Source organism: Ectopseudomonas guguanensis (genome assembly GCF_900104265.1).
Classification (GTDB): Bacteria; Pseudomonadota; Gammaproteobacteria; order Pseudomonadales; family Pseudomonadaceae; genus Aquipseudomonas; species Aquipseudomonas guguanensis.
Window position 1 is genome coordinate 34,804 of record NZ_FNJJ01000013.1, and the last position, 17,774, is coordinate 52,577.

Annotated in this window: 13 protein-coding genes; 5 read left to right on the plus strand and 8 right to left on the minus strand. The window is 65.2% G+C overall.

The features are described from left to right. The 7 genes from BLS61_RS18215 to BLS61_RS18245 all read right to left on the minus strand — a co-directional run bounded on the left by BLS61_RS18215 (position 1) and on the right by BLS61_RS18245 (position 9,371). Entirely contained in the window at positions 1 to 1,956 is a 1,956-nt protein-coding gene (locus tag BLS61_RS18215) for an acetoacetate--CoA ligase (RefSeq protein WP_090433219.1), read from the minus strand. A 245-nt stretch (positions 1,957 to 2,201) separates the two neighbouring features. After that, the gene (locus BLS61_RS18220; RefSeq protein WP_090433221.1) at positions 2,202 to 3,101 is read right to left on the minus strand and encodes a hydroxymethylglutaryl-CoA lyase; all 900 of its coding nucleotides are present in this window, start codon (positions 3,099 to 3,101) and stop codon (positions 2,202 to 2,204) included. A gap of 207 nt (positions 3,102 to 3,308) precedes the next feature. Beyond that, positions 3,309 to 5,237, minus strand: a complete 1,929-nt coding sequence (locus BLS61_RS18225) for an acetyl-CoA carboxylase biotin carboxylase subunit (RefSeq protein WP_279615171.1) — start codon at positions 5,235 to 5,237, stop codon at positions 3,309 to 3,311. A gap of 2 nt (positions 5,238 to 5,239) precedes the next feature. After that, positions 5,240 to 6,034: a gamma-carboxygeranoyl-CoA hydratase gene (locus tag BLS61_RS18230; RefSeq protein ID WP_090433225.1), complete on the minus strand. Its 795-nt coding sequence runs from the start codon at positions 6,032 to 6,034 to the stop codon at positions 5,240 to 5,242. 75 nt (positions 6,035 to 6,109) lie between these two features. Then, positions 6,110 to 7,717 (minus strand): carboxyl transferase domain-containing protein, encoded by a 1,608-nt coding sequence (locus BLS61_RS18235; RefSeq protein ID WP_090433227.1) that lies wholly within the window; start codon positions 7,715 to 7,717, stop codon positions 6,110 to 6,112. A 71-nt stretch (positions 7,718 to 7,788) separates the two neighbouring features. Continuing rightward, positions 7,789 to 8,952 (minus strand): isovaleryl-CoA dehydrogenase, encoded by a 1,164-nt coding sequence (locus tag BLS61_RS18240; RefSeq protein WP_090433231.1) that lies wholly within the window; start codon positions 8,950 to 8,952, stop codon positions 7,789 to 7,791. A 35-nt stretch (positions 8,953 to 8,987) separates the two neighbouring features. Then, positions 8,988 to 9,371 (minus strand): MerR family transcriptional regulator, encoded by a 384-nt coding sequence (locus tag BLS61_RS18245; protein WP_090433233.1) that lies wholly within the window; start codon positions 9,369 to 9,371, stop codon positions 8,988 to 8,990. Positions 9,372 to 9,452: 81 nt separating this feature from the next. On the opposite strand from BLS61_RS18245, the gene BLS61_RS18250 reads away from it, so the two are divergent. The 3 genes from BLS61_RS18250 to BLS61_RS18260 all read left to right on the plus strand — a co-directional run bounded on the left by BLS61_RS18250 (position 9,453) and on the right by BLS61_RS18260 (position 12,842). Then, positions 9,453 to 10,220, plus strand: coding sequence for a 3-hydroxyacyl-CoA dehydrogenase (locus BLS61_RS18250; RefSeq protein WP_090433235.1), 768 nt, complete (start codon positions 9,453 to 9,455; stop codon positions 10,218 to 10,220). Positions 10,221 to 10,368: 148 nt separating this feature from the next. Further along, positions 10,369 to 11,559 carry an acetyl-CoA C-acyltransferase gene (locus tag BLS61_RS18255; protein ID WP_090433237.1) on the plus strand — a complete coding sequence of 397 codons (1,191 nt, stop codon included), beginning with the start codon at positions 10,369 to 10,371 and terminating at the stop codon, positions 11,557 to 11,559. A 155-nt stretch (positions 11,560 to 11,714) separates the two neighbouring features. Continuing rightward, positions 11,715 to 12,842, plus strand: coding sequence for an acyl-CoA dehydrogenase family protein (locus BLS61_RS18260; protein ID WP_090433239.1), 1,128 nt, complete (start codon positions 11,715 to 11,717; stop codon positions 12,840 to 12,842). Positions 12,843 to 13,000: 158 nt separating this feature from the next. Here BLS61_RS18260 and BLS61_RS18265 read toward each other — a convergent pair whose 3' ends face one another. Next, positions 13,001 to 15,085, minus strand: a complete 2,085-nt coding sequence (locus BLS61_RS18265) for a TonB-dependent receptor family protein (RefSeq protein WP_090433241.1) — start codon at positions 15,083 to 15,085, stop codon at positions 13,001 to 13,003. A gap of 194 nt (positions 15,086 to 15,279) precedes the next feature. Here BLS61_RS18265 and BLS61_RS18270 point away from each other — a divergent pair, with 194 nt between their 5' ends. Further along, positions 15,280 to 16,401, plus strand: coding sequence for a gluconokinase, GntK/IdnK-type (locus BLS61_RS18270; protein ID WP_090433243.1), 1,122 nt, complete (start codon positions 15,280 to 15,282; stop codon positions 16,399 to 16,401). Positions 16,402 to 16,450: 49 nt separating this feature from the next. Continuing rightward, the gene (locus BLS61_RS18275; RefSeq protein WP_024308424.1) at positions 16,451 to 17,728 is read left to right on the plus strand and encodes a TRAP transporter large permease; all 1,278 of its coding nucleotides are present in this window, start codon (positions 16,451 to 16,453) and stop codon (positions 17,726 to 17,728) included. Positions 17,729 to 17,774 lie beyond the last annotated feature (46 nt).

Below are 17,774 nucleotides of genomic sequence, written 5' to 3' on the forward strand. Positions count from 1 at the left end.
TCAGCTCTGCAACTGCGCCAGGTCGCGATACAACTCCAGCGCCTGCGGGTTGGCCAGGGCGTCGGTGTTCTTCACCGGGCGGCCATGCACGACGTTGCGCACCGCCAGTTCGACGATCTTGCCGCTGATGGTGCGCGGGATGTCGGCGACCTGGACGATGCGCGCCGGCACGTGGCGCGGCGTGGTGTTGGCGCGGATGATCCGGCAGATTTCGTCGCGCAAGGCATCGTCCAGCGTCACGCCCTCGCGCAGCCGCACGAACAGCACCACGCGCACGTCGCCTTGCCAGTCCTGGCCGATGGCGACGGATTCCAGCACCTGCGGCACCTTTTCCACCTGGCGGTAGATTTCCGCGGTGCCGATGCGTACACCGCCCGGATTCAGCACCGCGTCGGAGCGGCCATGTATGACCAGGCCGCCGTGCTCGGTTTCTTCGGCATAGTCGCCGTGAGCCCAAACGCCGGGGAATGTATCGAAATAGGCTGCGCGGAATTTCTCGCCGCCTGCGTCGTTCCAGAACCCAACCGGCATCGAGGGGAAGTGCCGAGTACAGACCAGCTCGCCCTTGCCGCCTTGCAGCGGCTGGCCCTGCTCGTCCCACACCTGCACGTCCATGCCCAGGCCCTTGCACTGCAGCTCGCCTGGCCAGACCGGCAGGGTCGGGTTGCCCAGGGCGAAGCAGGAAACGATATCGGTGCCACCGGAGATGGACGACAGGCACAGATCGCGTTTCACCTCGCGGTAGATGTACTCGAAGCTTTCATGGGCCAGCGGAGAGCCGGTGGAGAGAATGGCCTTGAGGCTGGGCAGTTTATGGCTTTCGCGAGGCTTGACGTCGGCTTTCTCCAGCGCGGCGATGAATTTGGCGCTGGTGCCGAAGATGGAGATGTCCTCGGCGTCGATCAGGTCAATCAGGCGCGTGGGTTCGGGGTGGAAGGGCGAGCCGTCGTAGAGCACCAGGGTGGCGCCCAGGGCCAGACCGGACACGAGCCAGTTCCACATCATCCAGCCGCAGGTGGTGTAGTAGAACAGGGTGTCGTCGGCCCCCAGGTCTGTGTGCAGGCCCAGCTCCTTGACGTGTTGGAGCAGGGTGCCGCCGGTGCCGTGGACGATGCATTTGGGCACGCCGGTAGTGCCGCTGGAGTAGAGGATATACAGCGGCTGGTCGAAGGGTACCGGCGTGAACTGCGGCGCGCCGCCGGGCTGGTAGAAGTCCTGCCAGAGGGTCGTCAGAGCAACTGACTTGTAATCAGTAGGGCTGGCCTCGTCGCGTGAGTAGGGCACGATAACCAGCCGCTCCAGGCTGGGCAGTTGCGGGAGGATTTCGTTCAGCTTGTCGGTCAGGTCGATTCGCTTGCCGGCATAGCGATAACCAGCAGCAGCGATCAGCACCTTGGGTTCGATCTGGCCGAAGCGGTCGATCACCCCCTGAGTGCCGAAATCCGGCGAGCAGCTCGACCAGGTCGCGCCCAGGCTAGCACTGGCAAGCATACCCACCACGGTTTGCCAGGTATTGGGCATGAACGCGGCGACTCGGTCGCCGATGCCTACGCCTGCGTTACGCAGCGCCCGCTGCAGACCGGCGACATGCGCGGCCAGCTGTGCGTAGCTGAGCTGCTCGCGGCTGCCGTCCTCGGCAATGGCCACCAGCGCCGGATGGCCATCGCGGCGGCGCAGCAGGTGCTCGGCGAAATTCAGCGTGGCACCCGGGAACCACTGCGCATCGGGCATCGCCGGGCCTTCGCGCAGCACGCATTGGGCGGGGCTATGAAAACGAATCTCGAAGAAGTCGACGATGGCCTGCCAGAAGGCCTCGCGCTGCGCGACGCTCCAGGCATGCAGGGCAGGGTAGTCGGCCAGTTGCAAACCGTAGCGCTGATTGGCGAAACGGCGGAAGGCATCCATTCGGCTGGCGGCGATACGCTCGGCGGAAGGCGTCCACTGAGGTTGCTGCATGGTCAGTCCTCGTCGTTCTTATCCCTTGGCTTCAGCTTAGTGCGTTCGGGGCATTTGACCTTTAACTCAGACGACCTTCGCTGCTATCGCACCGACCTTCTCATGGTTCCGAAACTCTGGATAAAACGACGGGGCGATACGCTGCAGTCCCTTGTAGGAGCGGCTTTAGCCGCGAAGATCGCGAATGAATCCGCCCCTACAGCCTGTAGGGTGGATCACCCTTCACCGATCCCCCCCACGGCGCCTTATCGACTCAGGCGGGCACGCGCGACCCGCGAGCCATTGGCCTTGCCCAGCACCTCGCAGATGCGCTGACCGGCGGCGATCAGCTTGTCCATGTCGATGCCGGTGTCGATGCCCAGGCCCTGCAGCAGATAGAGCACATCCTCGGTAGCGACGTTACCGGTGGCGCCCTGGGCATAGGGGCAGCCGCCCAGACCTGCGACCGAACTGTCGAACACGCTGATGCCTTCGAGCAGGCTGGCGTAGATATTGGCCAGCGCCTGGCCGTAGGTGTCATGGAAATGCCCGGCCAACAGGTGGCGTGGCACCTGACGGGCGACCGTTTCGATCAAATGCCGGGTCTTGCCGGCGGTGCCGGTGCCGATGGTGTCGCCCAGCGACACCTCGTAGCAGCCCATGGCATGCAGCTCGCGAGCGACGCTGGCAACTTGCTCCGGATCGATTTCACCGTCGTAGGGGCAGCCGAGCACGCAGGACACGTAGCCGCGTACACGCACGCTCGCGGCTTTGGCCGCCTCCATCAGCGGCACGAAACGCTGCAGGCTTTCGGCGATGGAGCAGTTGATGTTCTTCTGCGAAAAGGCCTCGCTGGCAGCGGCGAACACCGCCACTTCCTCTACCCTGGCCTCGAGCGCGGCCTCGAAGCCTTTCAGGTTGGGCGTCAGTGCCGCGTAGGTGATGCCCGGCTGACGCTGGATGCCGGCGAATACCTCGGCGGAGCCGGCCATCTGCGGCACCCACTTGGGCGAGACGAAGCTGCCAACCTCGATATAGCGCAGGCCGGCGGCGCTCAGCTCATCGACCAGGTGCACCTTGTCGGCGACGCTGATCGGCTGTTTCTCGTTCTGCAGGCCGTCGCGCGGGCCGACTTCCACCAGGCGTACGGATTTGGGCAGGTTCATCGGGTGTCCTCGTGTTTATCCTGGGGGCGCCGTGCGCACCGTATGCGGCAAGGCTGAGCTAAAACGGTGGGCTGAAGCTCACCCTACAAGGTGAAATGGATCGCCGCCCGGCCCACCCTACGAAGATCGGCGGCGTAGGGTGGACATCGCTTTTCATGTCCACCTTATCCAGCGCGAAGGCGGTGGATCGATAAAGCGTGATCCACCCTACGGTGCCAGCTCCACCAGCAGCGTGCCTTCACTGACCATTTCCCCTTCGCGGCAATACAGCGCCTTGACCGTCCCGGCTTCGGGCGCGCGGATGCTGTGCTCCATCTTCATCGCCTCCAGCACCACCAGCGCGGTGCCGGCCTCGACCGCCTGGCCGGGCTCGACCAGCACACGGACGATGCTGCCGTTCATGGGGGCGCTGAGGCCGCCGTGCTGGGCATGGCTGGCCTCGGCGGCGGCGATGGGGTCGAAGCGCGTGACGGCATGCAGTTCGCCTTGCCACTGCAAGTAAAGCGTGTCGCCACGGCGAATGGCGCGCAGACGCTGGCGCGTACCTTCTATCTCCGCCAGCAACTCTTCGCCTTGCAAGCAGGCTGTGTCAGCCGCGCGCACCTTGCGGCTTTCACCCTGGCAGCTCAGGTGAAGCTCGATCTCTGCCTTACCACCGGCACGCCAGCCTTTGCGGCTTGCCCAGGGCGAATGCGGGTCGTCGTCGCGCTTTAGCGGCGTCTCGCTCTGCACCCAGGCATCGGCGGCCAGTTGCCAGAAGGTATCCGGCAACTCGCCTGGGGCAGGTAGCAGTTGCGGCTGATGGCGCGGGATAAAGCCCGTATCCAGCTCGCACGCGGCGAACGCCGGGTGGGCGAGGATGCGGCGCAGGAACGCCAGGTTGGTCTTCACGCCACCGACCAGGGTGTCGTCGAGCATGGCCAGCAGGCGCAGGCGTGCCTGCTCGCGGTTCTCGCCCCAGGCGATCAGCTTGCCCAGCATCGGGTCGTAGAAGGGCGAGACGCTGTCGCCCTCGGCCACGCCGCTGTCGATACGCCGCCCGTCGCCATTGCCGGCTTCGCGGTACAGCGCCAGGGTGCCGGTAGCGGGAAGGAAGTCATGATCCGGGTCTTCGGCGTACAGCCGCACCTCGATGGCGTGGCCGTTGAGCGGCACCTGCTGTTGGGTCAGCGGCAGCGGCTCGCCACGGGCGACGCGAATCTGCCAGGCCACGAGGTCGAGCCCGGTGATGGCCTCGGTAACCGGGTGCTCCACCTGCAGACGGGTGTTCATTTCCATGAAGAAGAAGTCGCCACGCTCGTCCAGCAGGAATTCCACGGTGCCGGCGCCGACATAGCCGATGGCCTGCGCCGCCTTGACCGCCGCCTCGCCCATGGCGCGTCGCAGCTCGGGGCTCAGGCCCGGTGCCGGTGCTTCTTCGACCACCTTCTGGTGGCGACGCTGGATGGAGCAATCGCGCTCGTTGAGGTACAGGCAATTGCCGTGCTGGTCGGCGAACACCTGGATCTCCACGTGGCGCGGCTTGAGCACGTATTTTTCCACCAGCATGCGCGAGTCGCCGAAGGCCGATTGCGCTTCGCGCTGCGCGGATTCCAGGGTCTCGGCGAGTTGCGCTTCGGACTCGGCCACCTTCATGCCCTTGCCGCCACCGCCGGCGGCGGCCTTGAGCAGCACCGGGTAGCCGATGCGCTCGGCGGCCTGGCGGAAGGTGTCGATATCCTGCGCTTCGCCGTGATAGCCGGGTACCAGCGGCACGCCGGCGGCCTCCATCAGCGCCTTGGCCGCCGACTTGCTGCCCATGGCTTCGATGGCCGATGCGGGCGGGCCGAGAAAGATCAGCCCGGCTTCTTCACAGGCGCGGGCGAAGCCGGCGTTCTCCGAGAGAAAACCGTAGCCGGGGTGGATGGCCTGGGCGCCGCTGGCCTTGGCGGCGGCAATGATCCTGTCGATCAGCAGGTAGCTTTCGCTGGGTTTGGCGCCGCCCAGGTTAACCGCCATGTCGGCTTCACGCACATGCCGTGCGCCGGCATCGATGGCGCTGTGCACGGCGACAGTGCGAATGCCCATGGCCTTGGCCGTGCGCATCACGCGGCAGGCGATTTCGCCACGGTTGGCGACCAGCAGGGTGTCGATCATGGTCATTGCTCCTGCCAGGAAGGTTGGCGTTTTTCAAGGAAGGCGCGCAGGCCTTCCTGGCCCTCGGCGCTGACGCGCAGACGGGCGATGGCGTTCTCGGTATAGCGGCGCAGGGCGGGGGTCAGCTCGCCGCTGCCGACTTCGCGCAGCAGGTCCTTGCTGGCGCGCATCGCTTGTGGGCTGTTTTGCAGCAGGTTGGCGACCCAGGCCTCGACCTGGCTTTCCAGGTCAGCGGCTGGGTAGCATTCGGCGAGCAGACCCAGTTCGCGGGCACGCTTGCCGTCAAAACGCTCGGCGGTGAGCGCGTAGCGTTTGGCGGCGCGTTCGCCGATGGCCTGCACGACAAAGGGGCTGATCACCGCAGGAGCCAGGCCGATGCGCACTTCGGATAGGGAAAACAGCGCGTCCTCGGCGCCGATGGCCATGTCGCAGCAACTGGCCAGGCCCACCGCACCACCGAAGGCTGCGCCCTGGACGACGGCCAGGGTGGGGATCTTCAGGCCGTGCAGGTTGTACATCAGCTCCGCCAGCTCGCGGGCATCACTCAAGTTGGCGTTGTAATCCAGGGTGGCCGCGTGCTGCATCCAGGCCAGATCGGCGCCGGCGGAGAAGTGCTTGCCACGCCCGCGCAGCAGGAGGAAACGCAGGCTCTTGTCCTCACCCACGGCATCGAGGGCGAGGATCAGCTCGCGGATCATCTCGGCGTTGAAGGCGTTGTTCTTTTCAGCGCGGTTCAGCCATAGGGTGGCGAAGCCGCGCGGGTCTTTCTCAAGCTGTACGGTGGTGAAGTTGGTCATGGTCGATCCTGTAGGGTGCGCTGTGCGCACCAATTGCCGAGGTTGTGGTGCGCACGGCGCACCCTACGGCGCGTTTTACATACGGAACACCCCGAAACGGGTCGGCTCGATGGGGGCGTTGAGGCTGGCGGACAGGGCCAGGGCCAGCACGTCGCGGGTCTGCGCCGGGTCGATCACGCCGTCGTCCCACAGCCGGGCGCTGGAGTAGAAGGCGTGTGCCTGCTGCTCGTACTGCTCGACGATGGGCTGCTTGAGGCGCTGTTCGTCCTCGTCCGAATAGTGCTGACCGGCGCGTTCGGCCTGTTCGCGCTTGACCTGCACCAGCACCCCCGCGGCCTGCTGCGCGCCCATCACGCCGATGCGCGCGTTGGGCCACATCCACAGAAAGCGTGGGTCGTAGGCGCGGCCGCACATACCGTAGTTGCCGGCGCCAAAGCTGCCGCCGATGATCACGGTGAACTTCGGCACCTGGGCGCAGGCCACGGCGGTGACCAGCTTGGCGCCGTGCTTGGCGATGCCGCCCTCTTCATATTTTTTTCCGACCATAAAGCCGGTGATGTTCTGCAAGAACAGCAGCGGAATGCCGCGCTGGCAGGCCAGTTCGACGAAGTGCGCGCCTTTCTGCGCTGATTCCGCAAACAGGATGCCGTTATTCGCCAGGATCGCCACCGGGTAGCCATTGATGCGGGCGAAGCCGCACACCAGGGTGGTGCCGAACAGCGCCTTGAATTCATCCAGTTGCGAGTCATCGACGATGCGCGCGATCACCTCGCGTACGTCGAACGGCTGCTTGGCATCGGCCGGGATCACCCCGTACAGCTCCTCGGCCGGGTAGCGCGGGGCGATGGGCGCGCGGCAGTCGAGCTGGCCGAGCTTGCGCCGGTTCAAATTGCTGATGCAGCGCCGGGCCAGGGCCAGGGCATGTTCGTCGTCCTCGGCGTAGTGGTCGGCCACGCCGCTGGTCTTGCAGTGCACCTCGGCGCCGCCCAGTTCTTCAGCTGTCACCACTTCGCCGGTAGCCGCCTTCACCAGCGGTGGGCCGGCAAGGAAGATGGTGGCCTGTTCGCGCACCATGATGGTTTCGTCACTCATGGCTGGCACATAGGCGCCACCGGCGGTGCAGGATCCCATCACCACGGCGATCTGCGGGATGCCCATGGCGCTCATATTGGCCTGGTTGAAGAAGATCCGGCCGAAGTGCTCGCGATCCGGGAACACCTCGTCCTGACGCGGCAGGTTGGCGCCGCCGGAGTCCACCAGGTAGATGCACGGCAGGCGGTTTTCGCGGGCGATGGCTTGGGCACGCAGGTGCTTCTTCACCGTCAGCGGGTAGTAGCTGCCACCTTTTACTGTGGCGTCGTTGGCCACGATCATGCACTCGACACCTTCCACGCGACCGATACCGGCGATCACTCCGGCGGCCGGTACGTCCTCGCCGTACACCTCATGGGCGGCGAGCTGGCCGATCTCGAGAAAGGGCGAGCCGGCATCGAGCAGGCGGTTGATGCGTTCGCGCGGCAGCAGCTTGCCACGCGAGGTGTGGCGCTCCTGCGCCTTGGCGCCACCGCCTTCATGGACGCGGGCGAGCAGGGCGCGCAGCTCGTCCACCTGGGCAAGCATGGCCGCCTGGTTGGCGGCGAACTCAGGGGAGCGGGTGTTGATCTGGGTATGCAGGATGGTCATGGTCGCTTCCTGTAGGGTGCGCCGTGCGCACCATGCCGTTGTCTGCGGTGCGCACGGCGCACCCTACGGTGTTATTTCGTCTCGTTGAACAGCTCGCGGCCGATCAGCATGCGGCGGATTTCGCTGGTGCCGGCGCCGATCTCGTAGAGCTTGGCGTCACGCAGCAGGCGCCCGGCCGGGTACTCGTTGGTGTAGCCGTTGCCGCCGAGCAGCTGGATGGTATCCAGGGCCATCCTGGTGGCCATCTCGGCGGTGTAGAGGATCACCGCGGCGGCGTCCTTGCGCGATTCCTCGCCGCGGTCGCAGGCGCGGGCGACGTTGTACAGGTAGGACTTGGAGGCGTTCATGCCGGCGTACATGTCGGCCAGCTTGCCCTGCACCAGCTGGAATTCGCCGATGGACTGCTTGAACTGCTGGCGCTCGTGTACGTAGGGCAGCACCACGTCCATGCAGGCGCTCATGATCCCGGTCGGGCCGCCGGAGAGCACGGTGCGCTCGTAGTCCAGGCCGCTCATCAGCACGCGCACGCCGCCACCCTCGATGCCGAGGATATTCTCCTCGGGCACTTCGCAGTCCTCGAACAGCAGCTCGCAGGTGTTGGAGCCGCGCATGCCCAGCTTGTCCAGCTTCTGGTGGCGGGAGAAACCCTTGAAGTCGCGCTCGACGATAAAGGCGGTCATGCCGCGCGAGCCGGCGTTGATGTCGGTCTTGGCATAGATCACGTAGGTATGGGCATCCGGGCCGTTGGTGATCCACATCTTGTTGCCGTTGAGCACGTAGCGGTCGCCGCGTTTTTCTGCGCGCAGCTTCATCGACACCACGTCGGAGCCGGCATTGGGCTCGCTCATGGCCAGGGCACCGATATGTTCGCCGGAGCACAGCTTGGGCAGGTACCTGTGCTTCTGCGCCTCGCTGCCGTTCTTGTGGATCTGGTTGACGCACAGGTTGGAGTGGGCGCCGTAGGACAGGCCCACCGAGGCCGAGGCGCGGCTGATTTCCTCCATGGCCAGCACATGGGCCAGATAGCCCATGTCGGTGCCGCCGTACTCTTCCTTGACCGTCATGCCGAGCAGGCCCATGTCGCCGAACTTGCGCCACATGTCCATGGGGAATTCGTTGTCACGGTCGATCTGTGCGGCGCGCGGCGCCAGCTCGGCCTGAGCGAACTGGTGCACCGAGTCGCGCAGCATGTCGAGGGTTTCGCCGAGGCCGAAGTTGAGGGTGGGGTAGCTCATGGGGTCACCTGCGATTGTTCTTGTAGTGGGGGCGATTAGGCGGTCGTTTCAGCCAAGGCTGCCAGGCAGCGCTCCTCGGCGGTATCCAGTTCCAGTTGCATCTGTTCGATGTCCAGCAGCTGCTGTTCGAGCTGGGCGCGGCGTGCGGCGATCTTGTCCATGAAGGTTTCCAGCTGCTTGCGATTGCCACTGCTGGGGTCGTAGAGATCGATCAGCTCCTTGCATTCGGCCAGGGAGAAGCCGATGCGCTTGCCGCGCAGGATGAGCTTCAGCGTCACCTTGTCCTTGGCGCTGTAGATGCGTTCCTGGCCGCGCCGTTCGGGGGCGAGCATGCCTTGCTCCTCGTAGAAGCGGATGGCGCGTGGTGTCACATCCAGTTCGCGGGCCAGGTCGGATATGGAGTAGGTCGTCATGGTCATTGCTCGTTTACCTTTACGTTAACGTAAACCTGTGCAAATCTGGCTGTCAATCTCACCCAACAACAATCACAGAGGTTGAGCATGCGCATCGACGAATCGGTATTCCTCATCAGTGGCGGCGCCTCGGGCCTGGGGTTGGCCACGGCCCGTGAACTGGTCGGACAGGGCGGCAAGGTCGTGCTGCTGGATATCAACGAGCAGGCCGGTCAGCAGGCCATTGCCGAGCTGGGCGATGCCGCGCGCTTCGTGCGCGCCGATATCACTCGCGAAGAGGATGGCCAGGCAGCCGTGGCGCAGGCGCTGGAGGCCTTCGGTTCCCTGCACGGGCTGGTCAATTGCGCCGGTATCGCGCCGGCCGAGAAGGTGCTCGGGCGCAACGGCGCACATGGCCTGGACAGCTTCCGCCGTACGGTCGAGGTCAACCTGATCGGCAGCTTCAACCTGCTGCGCCTGGCCGCCGAGGCCATGGCGCGCAACGCGCCGAATGCCGAAGGTGAGCGCGGGGTCATCATCAACACCGCCTCGGTGGCGGCGTTCGACGGGCAGATGGGGCAGGTGGCCTATGCTGCCTCCAAGGGCGGCATCGCCGCGCTGACGCTTCCGGCAGCGCGCGATCTGGCGCGCTCCGGCATCCGCGTGATGTGCGTCGCCCCAGGCGTGTTCGAGACGCCGATGATGGCCGGCATGCCGCAGGAGGTGCGCGACTCGCTGGCGGCCAATGTGCCGTTCCCGCCGCGCCTGGGGCGACCCGACGAGTACGCAGCGCTGGTGCGGCATATCGTCGAGAACCCGATGCTCAATGGCGAGGTGATTCGTCTCGATGGCGCGCTGCGTATGGCGGCGAAATAGCGAGTTTTAGCTTTTGTAGGAGCGGTTGGGCGGCATTCCGCTTTAGCCGCGAAATAAATGACGCTGCCTTCGCGGCTGAAGCCGCTCCTACGGTCAGGACATGGCCCGGATGCGCTCCGGGAATAATGCAGATCAAAAGGTGAAAACCATGAACCAACATCTCGACCCCGTCGTCATCGTCAGCGCAGTGCGCACGCCCATGGGCGGCTTTCTCGGCGATCTCGCCGGCTTTAGCGCTGCAGAACTGGGCGCTGCGGCCATTCGCTCAAGCCTGGAGCGTGCCGGTCTTGCCGCCGAGGCGGTGGATACGGTGCTGATGGGCTGTGTGCTGCAGGCTGGCCAGGGGCAGGCCCCGGCGCGTCAGGCTGCGCTGGGCGCGGGCCTTAGCCAGGCAGCGCAGTGCACCACGCTGAACAAGATGTGCGGCTCGGGCATGCAGGCGCTGATGCTCGGCCATGACCAGTTGCTCGCCGGTAGCGCCGATGTGCTGGTGGCCGGCGGCATGGAGAGCATGTCCAACGCGCCGTACCTGCTGGCACGTGCGCGCGGCGGCTACCGCATGGGCCATGGTCAGGTGCTCGACCATATGTTCCTCGACGGCCTGGAGGACGCCTACGAGCGTGGCCGGCTGATGGGCACTTTCGCCGAGGACTGCGCGCAGCAGTATCGCTTCAGCCGCGAGGAGCAGGATGCCTACGCACTGGAGTCGCTGCGCCGCGCCCAGCAGGCGATCGAGCAGGGCAGTTTCGCCAGCGAGATCGTCGCCGTGGAGGCGTCACAGGGGCGTGAGCGGCGCCTGGTGGCTACCGACGAGCAGCCGCCCAAGGCCCGTCCGGACAAGATTCCAGGCCTGAAACCGGCATTCCGTGAGGGTGGCACGGTGACGGCGGCCAATGCCAGTTCCATTTCCGATGGCGCTGCCGCGCTGTTGCTGATGCGTTTGTCCGAGGCGCAGGAACGCGGCCTGAAACCGCTGGCGCGCATCGTCGGGCATGCCGGCCACGCGCAGGCGCCGAACCTGTTCACCACCGCGCCGGTGGCGGCGATCCAGCGTTTGCTGGCGCGCATCGAGTGGACCTTGGAAACGGTCGATCTGTTCGAGATCAACGAGGCGTTCGCCGTGGTACCGATGGTGGCGATGCGCGAACTGGGCATCGCTCACGACAAGCTCAACGTGCACGGTGGCGCCTGCGCCCTGGGGCATCCCATCGGCGCGTCCGGTGCGCGCATTCTGGTGACGCTGCTGGCGGCGCTGCAGCAGCGCGGCCTAAAGCGTGGAATGGCCTCCGTGTGCATCGGCGGTGGCGAAGCTACTGCCGTGGCCATCGAGTTGTATTGAATCGACCTGCAGGGTGCCCTGTGCGCACCGAGTGTTTCCGCCAACCAGTGGTGCGCACGGCGCACCCTACGCCTTGACCTGTGGGAGGGGCTTCAGCCGCGACTGTCGCCGCTGAAGCGCCTCCCACGGTGATTAACCCGTTACCGGAGTCAGCCATGCTGCCCACTGAAGAAGAAATCCTTATCCGCGACATGGCTCGCCAGTTCGCTCAGGAGCGGTTGAAACCCTTTGCCGCCGACTGGGATCGTGAGCATCGTTTCCCCGCCGAGGCCATCGCCGAGATGGGCCAGCTGGGCTTTATGGGCATGCTGGTGCCCGAGGCGTGGGGTGGCGCCGATACCGGTCATCTGGCTTATGCCATGGCTCTGGAGGAGATCGCCGCCGGCGACGGCGCCTGCTCCACCATCATGAGCGTGCACAACTCGGTGGGCTGCATGCCCATCCTCAAATACGGCAGCGAAGAGCAGAAACAGCGCTTTCTCCGCCCATTGGCCAGTGGCGAGATGCTCGGTGCCTTCGCCCTGACCGAGCCGCAGGCCGGCTCCGACGCCAGCGACCTGCGCACCCGCGCGCGGCGTGACGGCGAGCATTACGTGCTCGATGGCGCCAAGCAGTTCATCACCTCTGGCAGCCACGCCGGCATGGTCATCGTCTTTGCCGTCACCGACCCGCAGGCAGGCAAGAAGGGCATCAGCGCCTTTATCGTGCCCACCGATACGCCCGGTTTCTCGGTGGTACGGGTGGAGGACAAGCTGGGTCAGCATGCCTCCGATACCTGCCAGATTCAGCTCGATGCGCTGCGCATCCCGGCCAACCTGCGCCTGGGCGAGGAGGGCGAGGGCTATCGCATCGCCCTGGCCAACCTCGAAGGCGGGCGCATCGGTATCGCCGCGCAATCCGTAGGCATGGCGCGCGCCGCGTTCGAGGCGGCGCGTGATTACGCCCACGAGCGGGTGACCTTCGGCAAACCGATCATCGAGCACCAGGCGGTGGCGTTTCGGCTGGCCGACATGGCCACGCAGATCGCCGTCGCCCGGCAGATGGTGCATCACGCCGCCAACCTGCGCGAGGCGGGCCAGCCATGCCTGACCGAGGCGTCGATGGCCAAGCTGTTCGCCTCGGAGATGGCCGAGCGGGTGTGCTCGGCGGCGATCCAGACATTGGGTGGCTACGGCTACCTCAAGGACTTTCCGGTCGAGCGCATCTACCGTGACGTGCGCGTGTGCCAGATCTACGAAGGCACCAGCGATGTGCAGCGGATGGTGATCGCACGCGGCTTGTAGGCGCCGGCTACCGTAGGGTGCGCCGTACGCACCAGGGGGCTTAGGCTGGTGGCCAAGCGAACCTATCTTCTCCCACAAGCGGGAGAGGGGAGCGGATTTGCGTCGTGTTCAAGTCTTGACGCTAGCCCAGGCGGTGCGCGCAGCGCACCCTACGGGCGTCAATCGAACTGATACTGCACGCCCGCGCCGACGTACCAGGCGCGTTCAGGGCCGGGTTCGTAATAGCGGCCGTTGCCATCGCCGACGATCACCGAGCCGATGTATTCACGATCCAGCAGGTTGTCGATCCGCAGTACCTGGTTGAAGGTCATTGCACCGACTTTCTGCTCGAAGCGTGCCTGCCAGTTGAACAGTGCGTAGCTGGGCGCCGCCTTGGCGGTGTTGCTGTCCTCGAGATACAGCTCGCTGCGATAAAGACCTTCGATCGCAGTGCTGAACCCGTCCAGCGGCTGCCAGGCCAGTTCGCCATACAAGGTGCGCGCCGGAATGCCCGGCAGACGATTGCCCGAATCGATCAGCCGGCCATTGCTGGTGAAGTCCTTGCTGTAGGTGGCATCGATCTGGGTATAGGCGAGGCTGCTACGCAGGGTATCGCTCAGCTGGCTTTCCAGGGCCAGCTCAGCGCCGCGGCGGCGGGTTTGCGCAGCGTTCTGGAAGCGTGAACGACCGCCACTGGCCGATTCGACCACCAGCTCGTCGTCGGTATCGATCTGGAATAGAGCCAGTTGCAGACTGGTCGCATCGGCCAGGCGCGCCTTGAGGCCCACTTCGATCTGTTCGCTGGTGGCCGGTTTCAGGTCGAAGCCGAAGCTGTTGTCGGGGCCTGAATAGGACAGCTCGTTGAGCGTCGGTGTCTCCAGGCCCTTGCCCCAGCTGGCGTAGAGGTTCAGGTCGGGCAACAGCGCATAGCTGGCACCCAGGGTCGGCGTCAGCTCGCGGTAGGTCACCGAGCCGCTGTCGTCGCCATTGCTCAGAAAACGGTCGTCCACATCGAATGCCACCTGGCTGTGGCGCAGGCCGGCCTGCAGGTCGAGTTTGCCCAATTGCCAGGCGGCCTGGACGTAGGGCGACAGGCTGGTGACCTCGTTACGTTCGTCGCGGCGCAGATTGCCTTTCACTCCCAGGGTGTCGCCGACGAAGTTCTCGTAACCCTGCCGATCATCACGCGAATGGTCATAGTCCAGGCCGGTGGTGAGGGTCAGCAGGCTGCTGACGAGGTCGAAGGATTGAATCCAGCGGTTGCCGATGCCGTGGAAGCTACGTTCGAAATCGATCACGCCACCGGACTGCGAAGCCGGTATTTGCGCGGCGACCGGAATCGACTGGTACTGAATCACCCGCCGCGTGCCGCTGTACAAGGTGCTTTGCCAGGTGCCGGCGGTAAAGCTGCGTTCGTAGTTGAGGGCGAACTGGCGGTGATCCACGGTCTTGCGGGTATCGAACTGCAGCGCGCTGGGAGCGGCGGCGCGGCGATCACTCTGCACCTGAGCCCAGGTCAGGCCCTGCGGGTCCTGGGTGTCGTTCTGATCCAGCTCGCTGAAGCTCAGGCTGAGCTTGCTGACATCGTCCGGGTACAGCGTCAGCTTGGCGAAGGTCTTGTCGAGGATGGCGCCACTGTGGTCACGGTAGCCGTTGGTTTCGAAGTGCGAGCGGTTGACGATGAAACCGGCCTTGTCGTTGCCGCCTTCGGCCGCGACGCGGGTACGGCTGCTGCCGTAGGCGGCCTGCGAGGTATCGAGCGAGACTTTGGGCGCGCCTTCGCCATCGCGCGAGAACAGCTGAATCACCCCGCCGGAGTTGCTGCCGTAGACGCTGGCGAAGGGGCCGCGCAGCACTTCGATACGCTCCAGGGTGTCGAGGTCGAAGGTCGCTGCCTGGCCCTGGCCGTCGGGGTTGGACAGCGGCACGCCATCGACCAGCAGCTTGATGCCGCGAATGCCGAAGGCCGAACGCGCGCCGAAGCCGCGTGAGGAAATCTGCAGGTCCTGCGCATAGTTCTGCCGGTTCTGCACCACCAGGCCGGGCACGCTGCCGAGCGCTTCGGACAGGTTGACGCCCGGTTTGCCCAACGTGGCCTGCTCGGCATCGACGCGGTTGACCGAGAAGGGCAGTCGCCAGCCGCTGGCCTGATAACGGCTGCCGGTAACCACCAGCGGCTCAGCCTGGTACGTGGCGTTCTCGGCCTGTGCGGCCAGTGGCAGGAACAGCGTAGGCAGCCAGACGCAGCGTCTCAGCCGTTGCATAAGCGAAATGTCTCCCTTGTGGCAGGTAGGCGATCTTGACCGTGTCACGCGTTCAGGAACCAGTACCGGCTGCAGATCATCAGGAGAAATGCTCTACCAAATGTTGCCGGGAGAGGGTTGTCGAACGTTTTGGATAGCGCTAACATCCGGCTCAAACAATGAGCGGCCCACACGATGGTGCCCATGGAGTTCCCATGCAACAGCAGCCTTCCGCATTGCCTGCCCGTACCACGCTCGTGGTGATGGGAGTCAGTGGTTCCGGCAAGAGCGATATCAGTCAGGCGGTTGCAGCTGCACTGGGCTGGCGCCATATCGAAGCCGATCATTTCCATCCTGCCGAAAACGTCGAGCGCATGCGTGCGGGTATCCCGCTGAGCGACGAGGATCGTCGCCACTGGCTCGATGCGCTATGCGAGCAGATGCTGGCAGCGCAGGCCGCCGGCGAGTGTTTCGTGCTGGCCTGTTCGGCGCTCAAGCGTGCCTACCGTGAGCGCCTGCGTCAGGCGATTCCCGGCCTGCAGTTCGTTCACCTGAATATCGACCACGCCACTGCGGTGCAGCGTGTCGGTGCCCGGCCCGGACATTTCATGCCGATCTCCCTGGTCGATAGTCAGTTCGCCACTCTCGAAAGCCCGGCGGGTGAGCCGCATGTATGCGTCGTGGATGCGCAGCAGCCCCGGCAAGTCGTGGTGGCCGAAATCCAGGCCTGGGTGCGCCGCGATGCCACGGAGGCGGTTTCCAGCGAAGCTCAGGATGTTCTCGATAGCGAAATTGATAGCGCTAACCAAGCGGCCCGGCTGGGTGCCGAGCCAATCTATGAGGGCCGCATCGCGCGGCTGTTCGATCGTCTGACCGACGGCCTGATGGCGGTTCTGATGGCCTTCATGGTGGTGGCCGTGTTCGCCAATGTGGTGCTGCGTTACGTATTTGGCACCGGCTGGCCGGGCGCCGAGGAGCTATCGCGGCTGGCCTTCGTCTGGCTGGTGTTCGTCGGCGTGGCCTCCGGCATGCGCCGCGGCGAGCTGATGACCTTCCGCATGATTCGCGACCGCTTCCCGTTGCTGGCGCAACGTCTGGTGGATTCGCTGAGTTGGGTGCTGGTTGCCGGCGCCAGCCTGCTCTCGGCCTGGGGCGCCTGGAATCAGGTGCAGTTCGGCTGGGGCAACGTCAGTACGGTGGTCGGATACCCCGTGGTGCTGGCCATGCTGCCGGTGCTGGCCAGCATGCTGGTGCTGGCGATTCTGGCGGTGGTGCAGCTGGTCAACCTCTGGCGGCGTACGCCGCAGGTAACGCTGACCCAGGCTCACGTCGAATGATGCTGCCCCAACTCCAACAAGACGGGCACTGCCCACCGAGGACCTGCCGATGACTGTCGCGGTATTTCTTTCCTCCCTGCTGGGGTTCATGGCCTTTGGCATGCCCATCGCCTTCGCCCTGATCCTCACGGCGGCCGTGCTGATGTGGTACCTGGATTTCTGGGACGTGCAGCTGCTGGCGCAGAACCTGCTCGCTGGTGCCGACAGCTTCCCGCTGCTGGCGGTGCCTTTCTTCATCCTGGCCGGTGAGTTGATGAACGCCGGTGGTATTTCCCGACGCATCATCGCCATGGCCCAGGCTTATTTCGGCCACCTGCGTGGCGGTCTGGGCTACGTTGCCATCGCTGCCGCCGTGCTGTTGGCCAGCATGTCCGGCTCGGCCCTGGCCGATACCGCGGCGCTGGCCACCTTGCTGCTGCCGATGATGCGCCAGCGCGGTTACCCGGTGCATTCCTCGGCTGGCCTGGTGGCCGCAGGTGGCATCATCGCGCCGATCATTCCGCCGTCGATGCCTTTCGTGATCTATGGCGTAGTCACCAACACCTCCATCAGTCAGCTGTTCATGGCCGGCCTGGTACCGGGGCTGATCATGGGCGCGGGGCTGATCATTGCCTGGACCCTGATCGCCCGTGGCTTCACCGAGCCGACGCCAGCCAAGGCCAGTGCCGCCGAGCGGCGCCGGGTACTGATCGACGGTGCGGCGGCGCTGATGTTGCCGGTGATCATCGTCGGCGGCCTGCGCTTCGGCATCTTCACGCCCACCGAGGCAGCCGTGGTTGCAGCGGTCTATGCGCTGGCGGTGTCCACCTTGCTCTATCGCGAGCTGAGCTGGAGCGACCTTATGGAAACCCTGACCCGCGCCAGTCGCACCACGGCGTCGGTGATGTTCCTCTGCGCCGCTGCCACGGTATCGGCGTACATGATCACCCTGGCGCAGCTGCCGGACGAGATCGGCGCCATGCTCGGGCCGCTGGCCGAGCATCCGCGGCTGCTGGTGCTGGCGATCATGCTGCTGATGATCGCAGTGGGCATGGTGCTGGACCTGACCCCGACCATCCTGATCCTGGCCCCGGTGCTGGCGCCCATCGCGATCAAGGCCGGCGTCGATCCGGTGTACTTCGGCGTGATGTTCGTGCTGATCGGCTCCATCGGACTGATCACTCCGCCAGTCGGCACGGTGCTCAACGTCGTCGGCGGTATCGGCAGGTTGCGCATGGAAGTGCTGGTGCGCGGCGTCATGCCGTTCTTCCTGATCTATCTGGCCATCGTCGTCGCCCTGGTGGCTTTCCCGGCCATCGTTACCGTGCCGCTGGCCTGGTTGCGCTGAGTTGACCCACCGGCGCCTGCGCGCCGGCAACATTCACAACAATAAG

Coding starts and splice junctions, on each gene's coding strand:
- BLS61_RS18215 (WP_090433219.1), bottom strand. CDS start 1,956: ATGCAGCAACCTCAGTGGACGCCTTCCGCCGAGCGTATCGCCGCCAGC.
- BLS61_RS18220 (WP_090433221.1), bottom strand. CDS start 3,101: ATGAACCTGCCCAAATCCGTACGCCTGGTGGAAGTCGGCCCGCGCGAC.
- BLS61_RS18225 (WP_279615171.1), bottom strand. CDS start 5,237: ATGATCGACACCCTGCTGGTCGCCAACCGTGGCGAAATCGCCTGCCGC.
- BLS61_RS18230 (WP_090433225.1), bottom strand. CDS start 6,034: ATGACCAACTTCACCACCGTACAGCTTGAGAAAGACCCGCGCGGCTTC.
- BLS61_RS18235 (WP_090433227.1), bottom strand. CDS start 7,717: ATGACCATCCTGCATACCCAGATCAACACCCGCTCCCCTGAGTTCGCC.
- BLS61_RS18240 (WP_090433231.1), bottom strand. CDS start 8,952: ATGAGCTACCCCACCCTCAACTTCGGCCTCGGCGAAACCCTCGACATG.
- BLS61_RS18245 (WP_090433233.1), bottom strand. CDS start 9,371: ATGACCATGACGACCTACTCCATATCCGACCTGGCCCGCGAACTGGAT.
- BLS61_RS18250 (WP_090433235.1), top strand. CDS start 9,453: ATGCGCATCGACGAATCGGTATTCCTCATCAGTGGCGGCGCCTCGGGC.
- BLS61_RS18255 (WP_090433237.1), top strand. CDS start 10,369: ATGAACCAACATCTCGACCCCGTCGTCATCGTCAGCGCAGTGCGCACG.
- BLS61_RS18260 (WP_090433239.1), top strand. CDS start 11,715: ATGCTGCCCACTGAAGAAGAAATCCTTATCCGCGACATGGCTCGCCAG.
- BLS61_RS18265 (WP_090433241.1), bottom strand. CDS start 15,085: ATGCAACGGCTGAGACGCTGCGTCTGGCTGCCTACGCTGTTCCTGCCA.
- BLS61_RS18270 (WP_090433243.1), top strand. CDS start 15,280: ATGCAACAGCAGCCTTCCGCATTGCCTGCCCGTACCACGCTCGTGGTG.
- BLS61_RS18275 (WP_024308424.1), top strand. CDS start 16,451: ATGACTGTCGCGGTATTTCTTTCCTCCCTGCTGGGGTTCATGGCCTTT.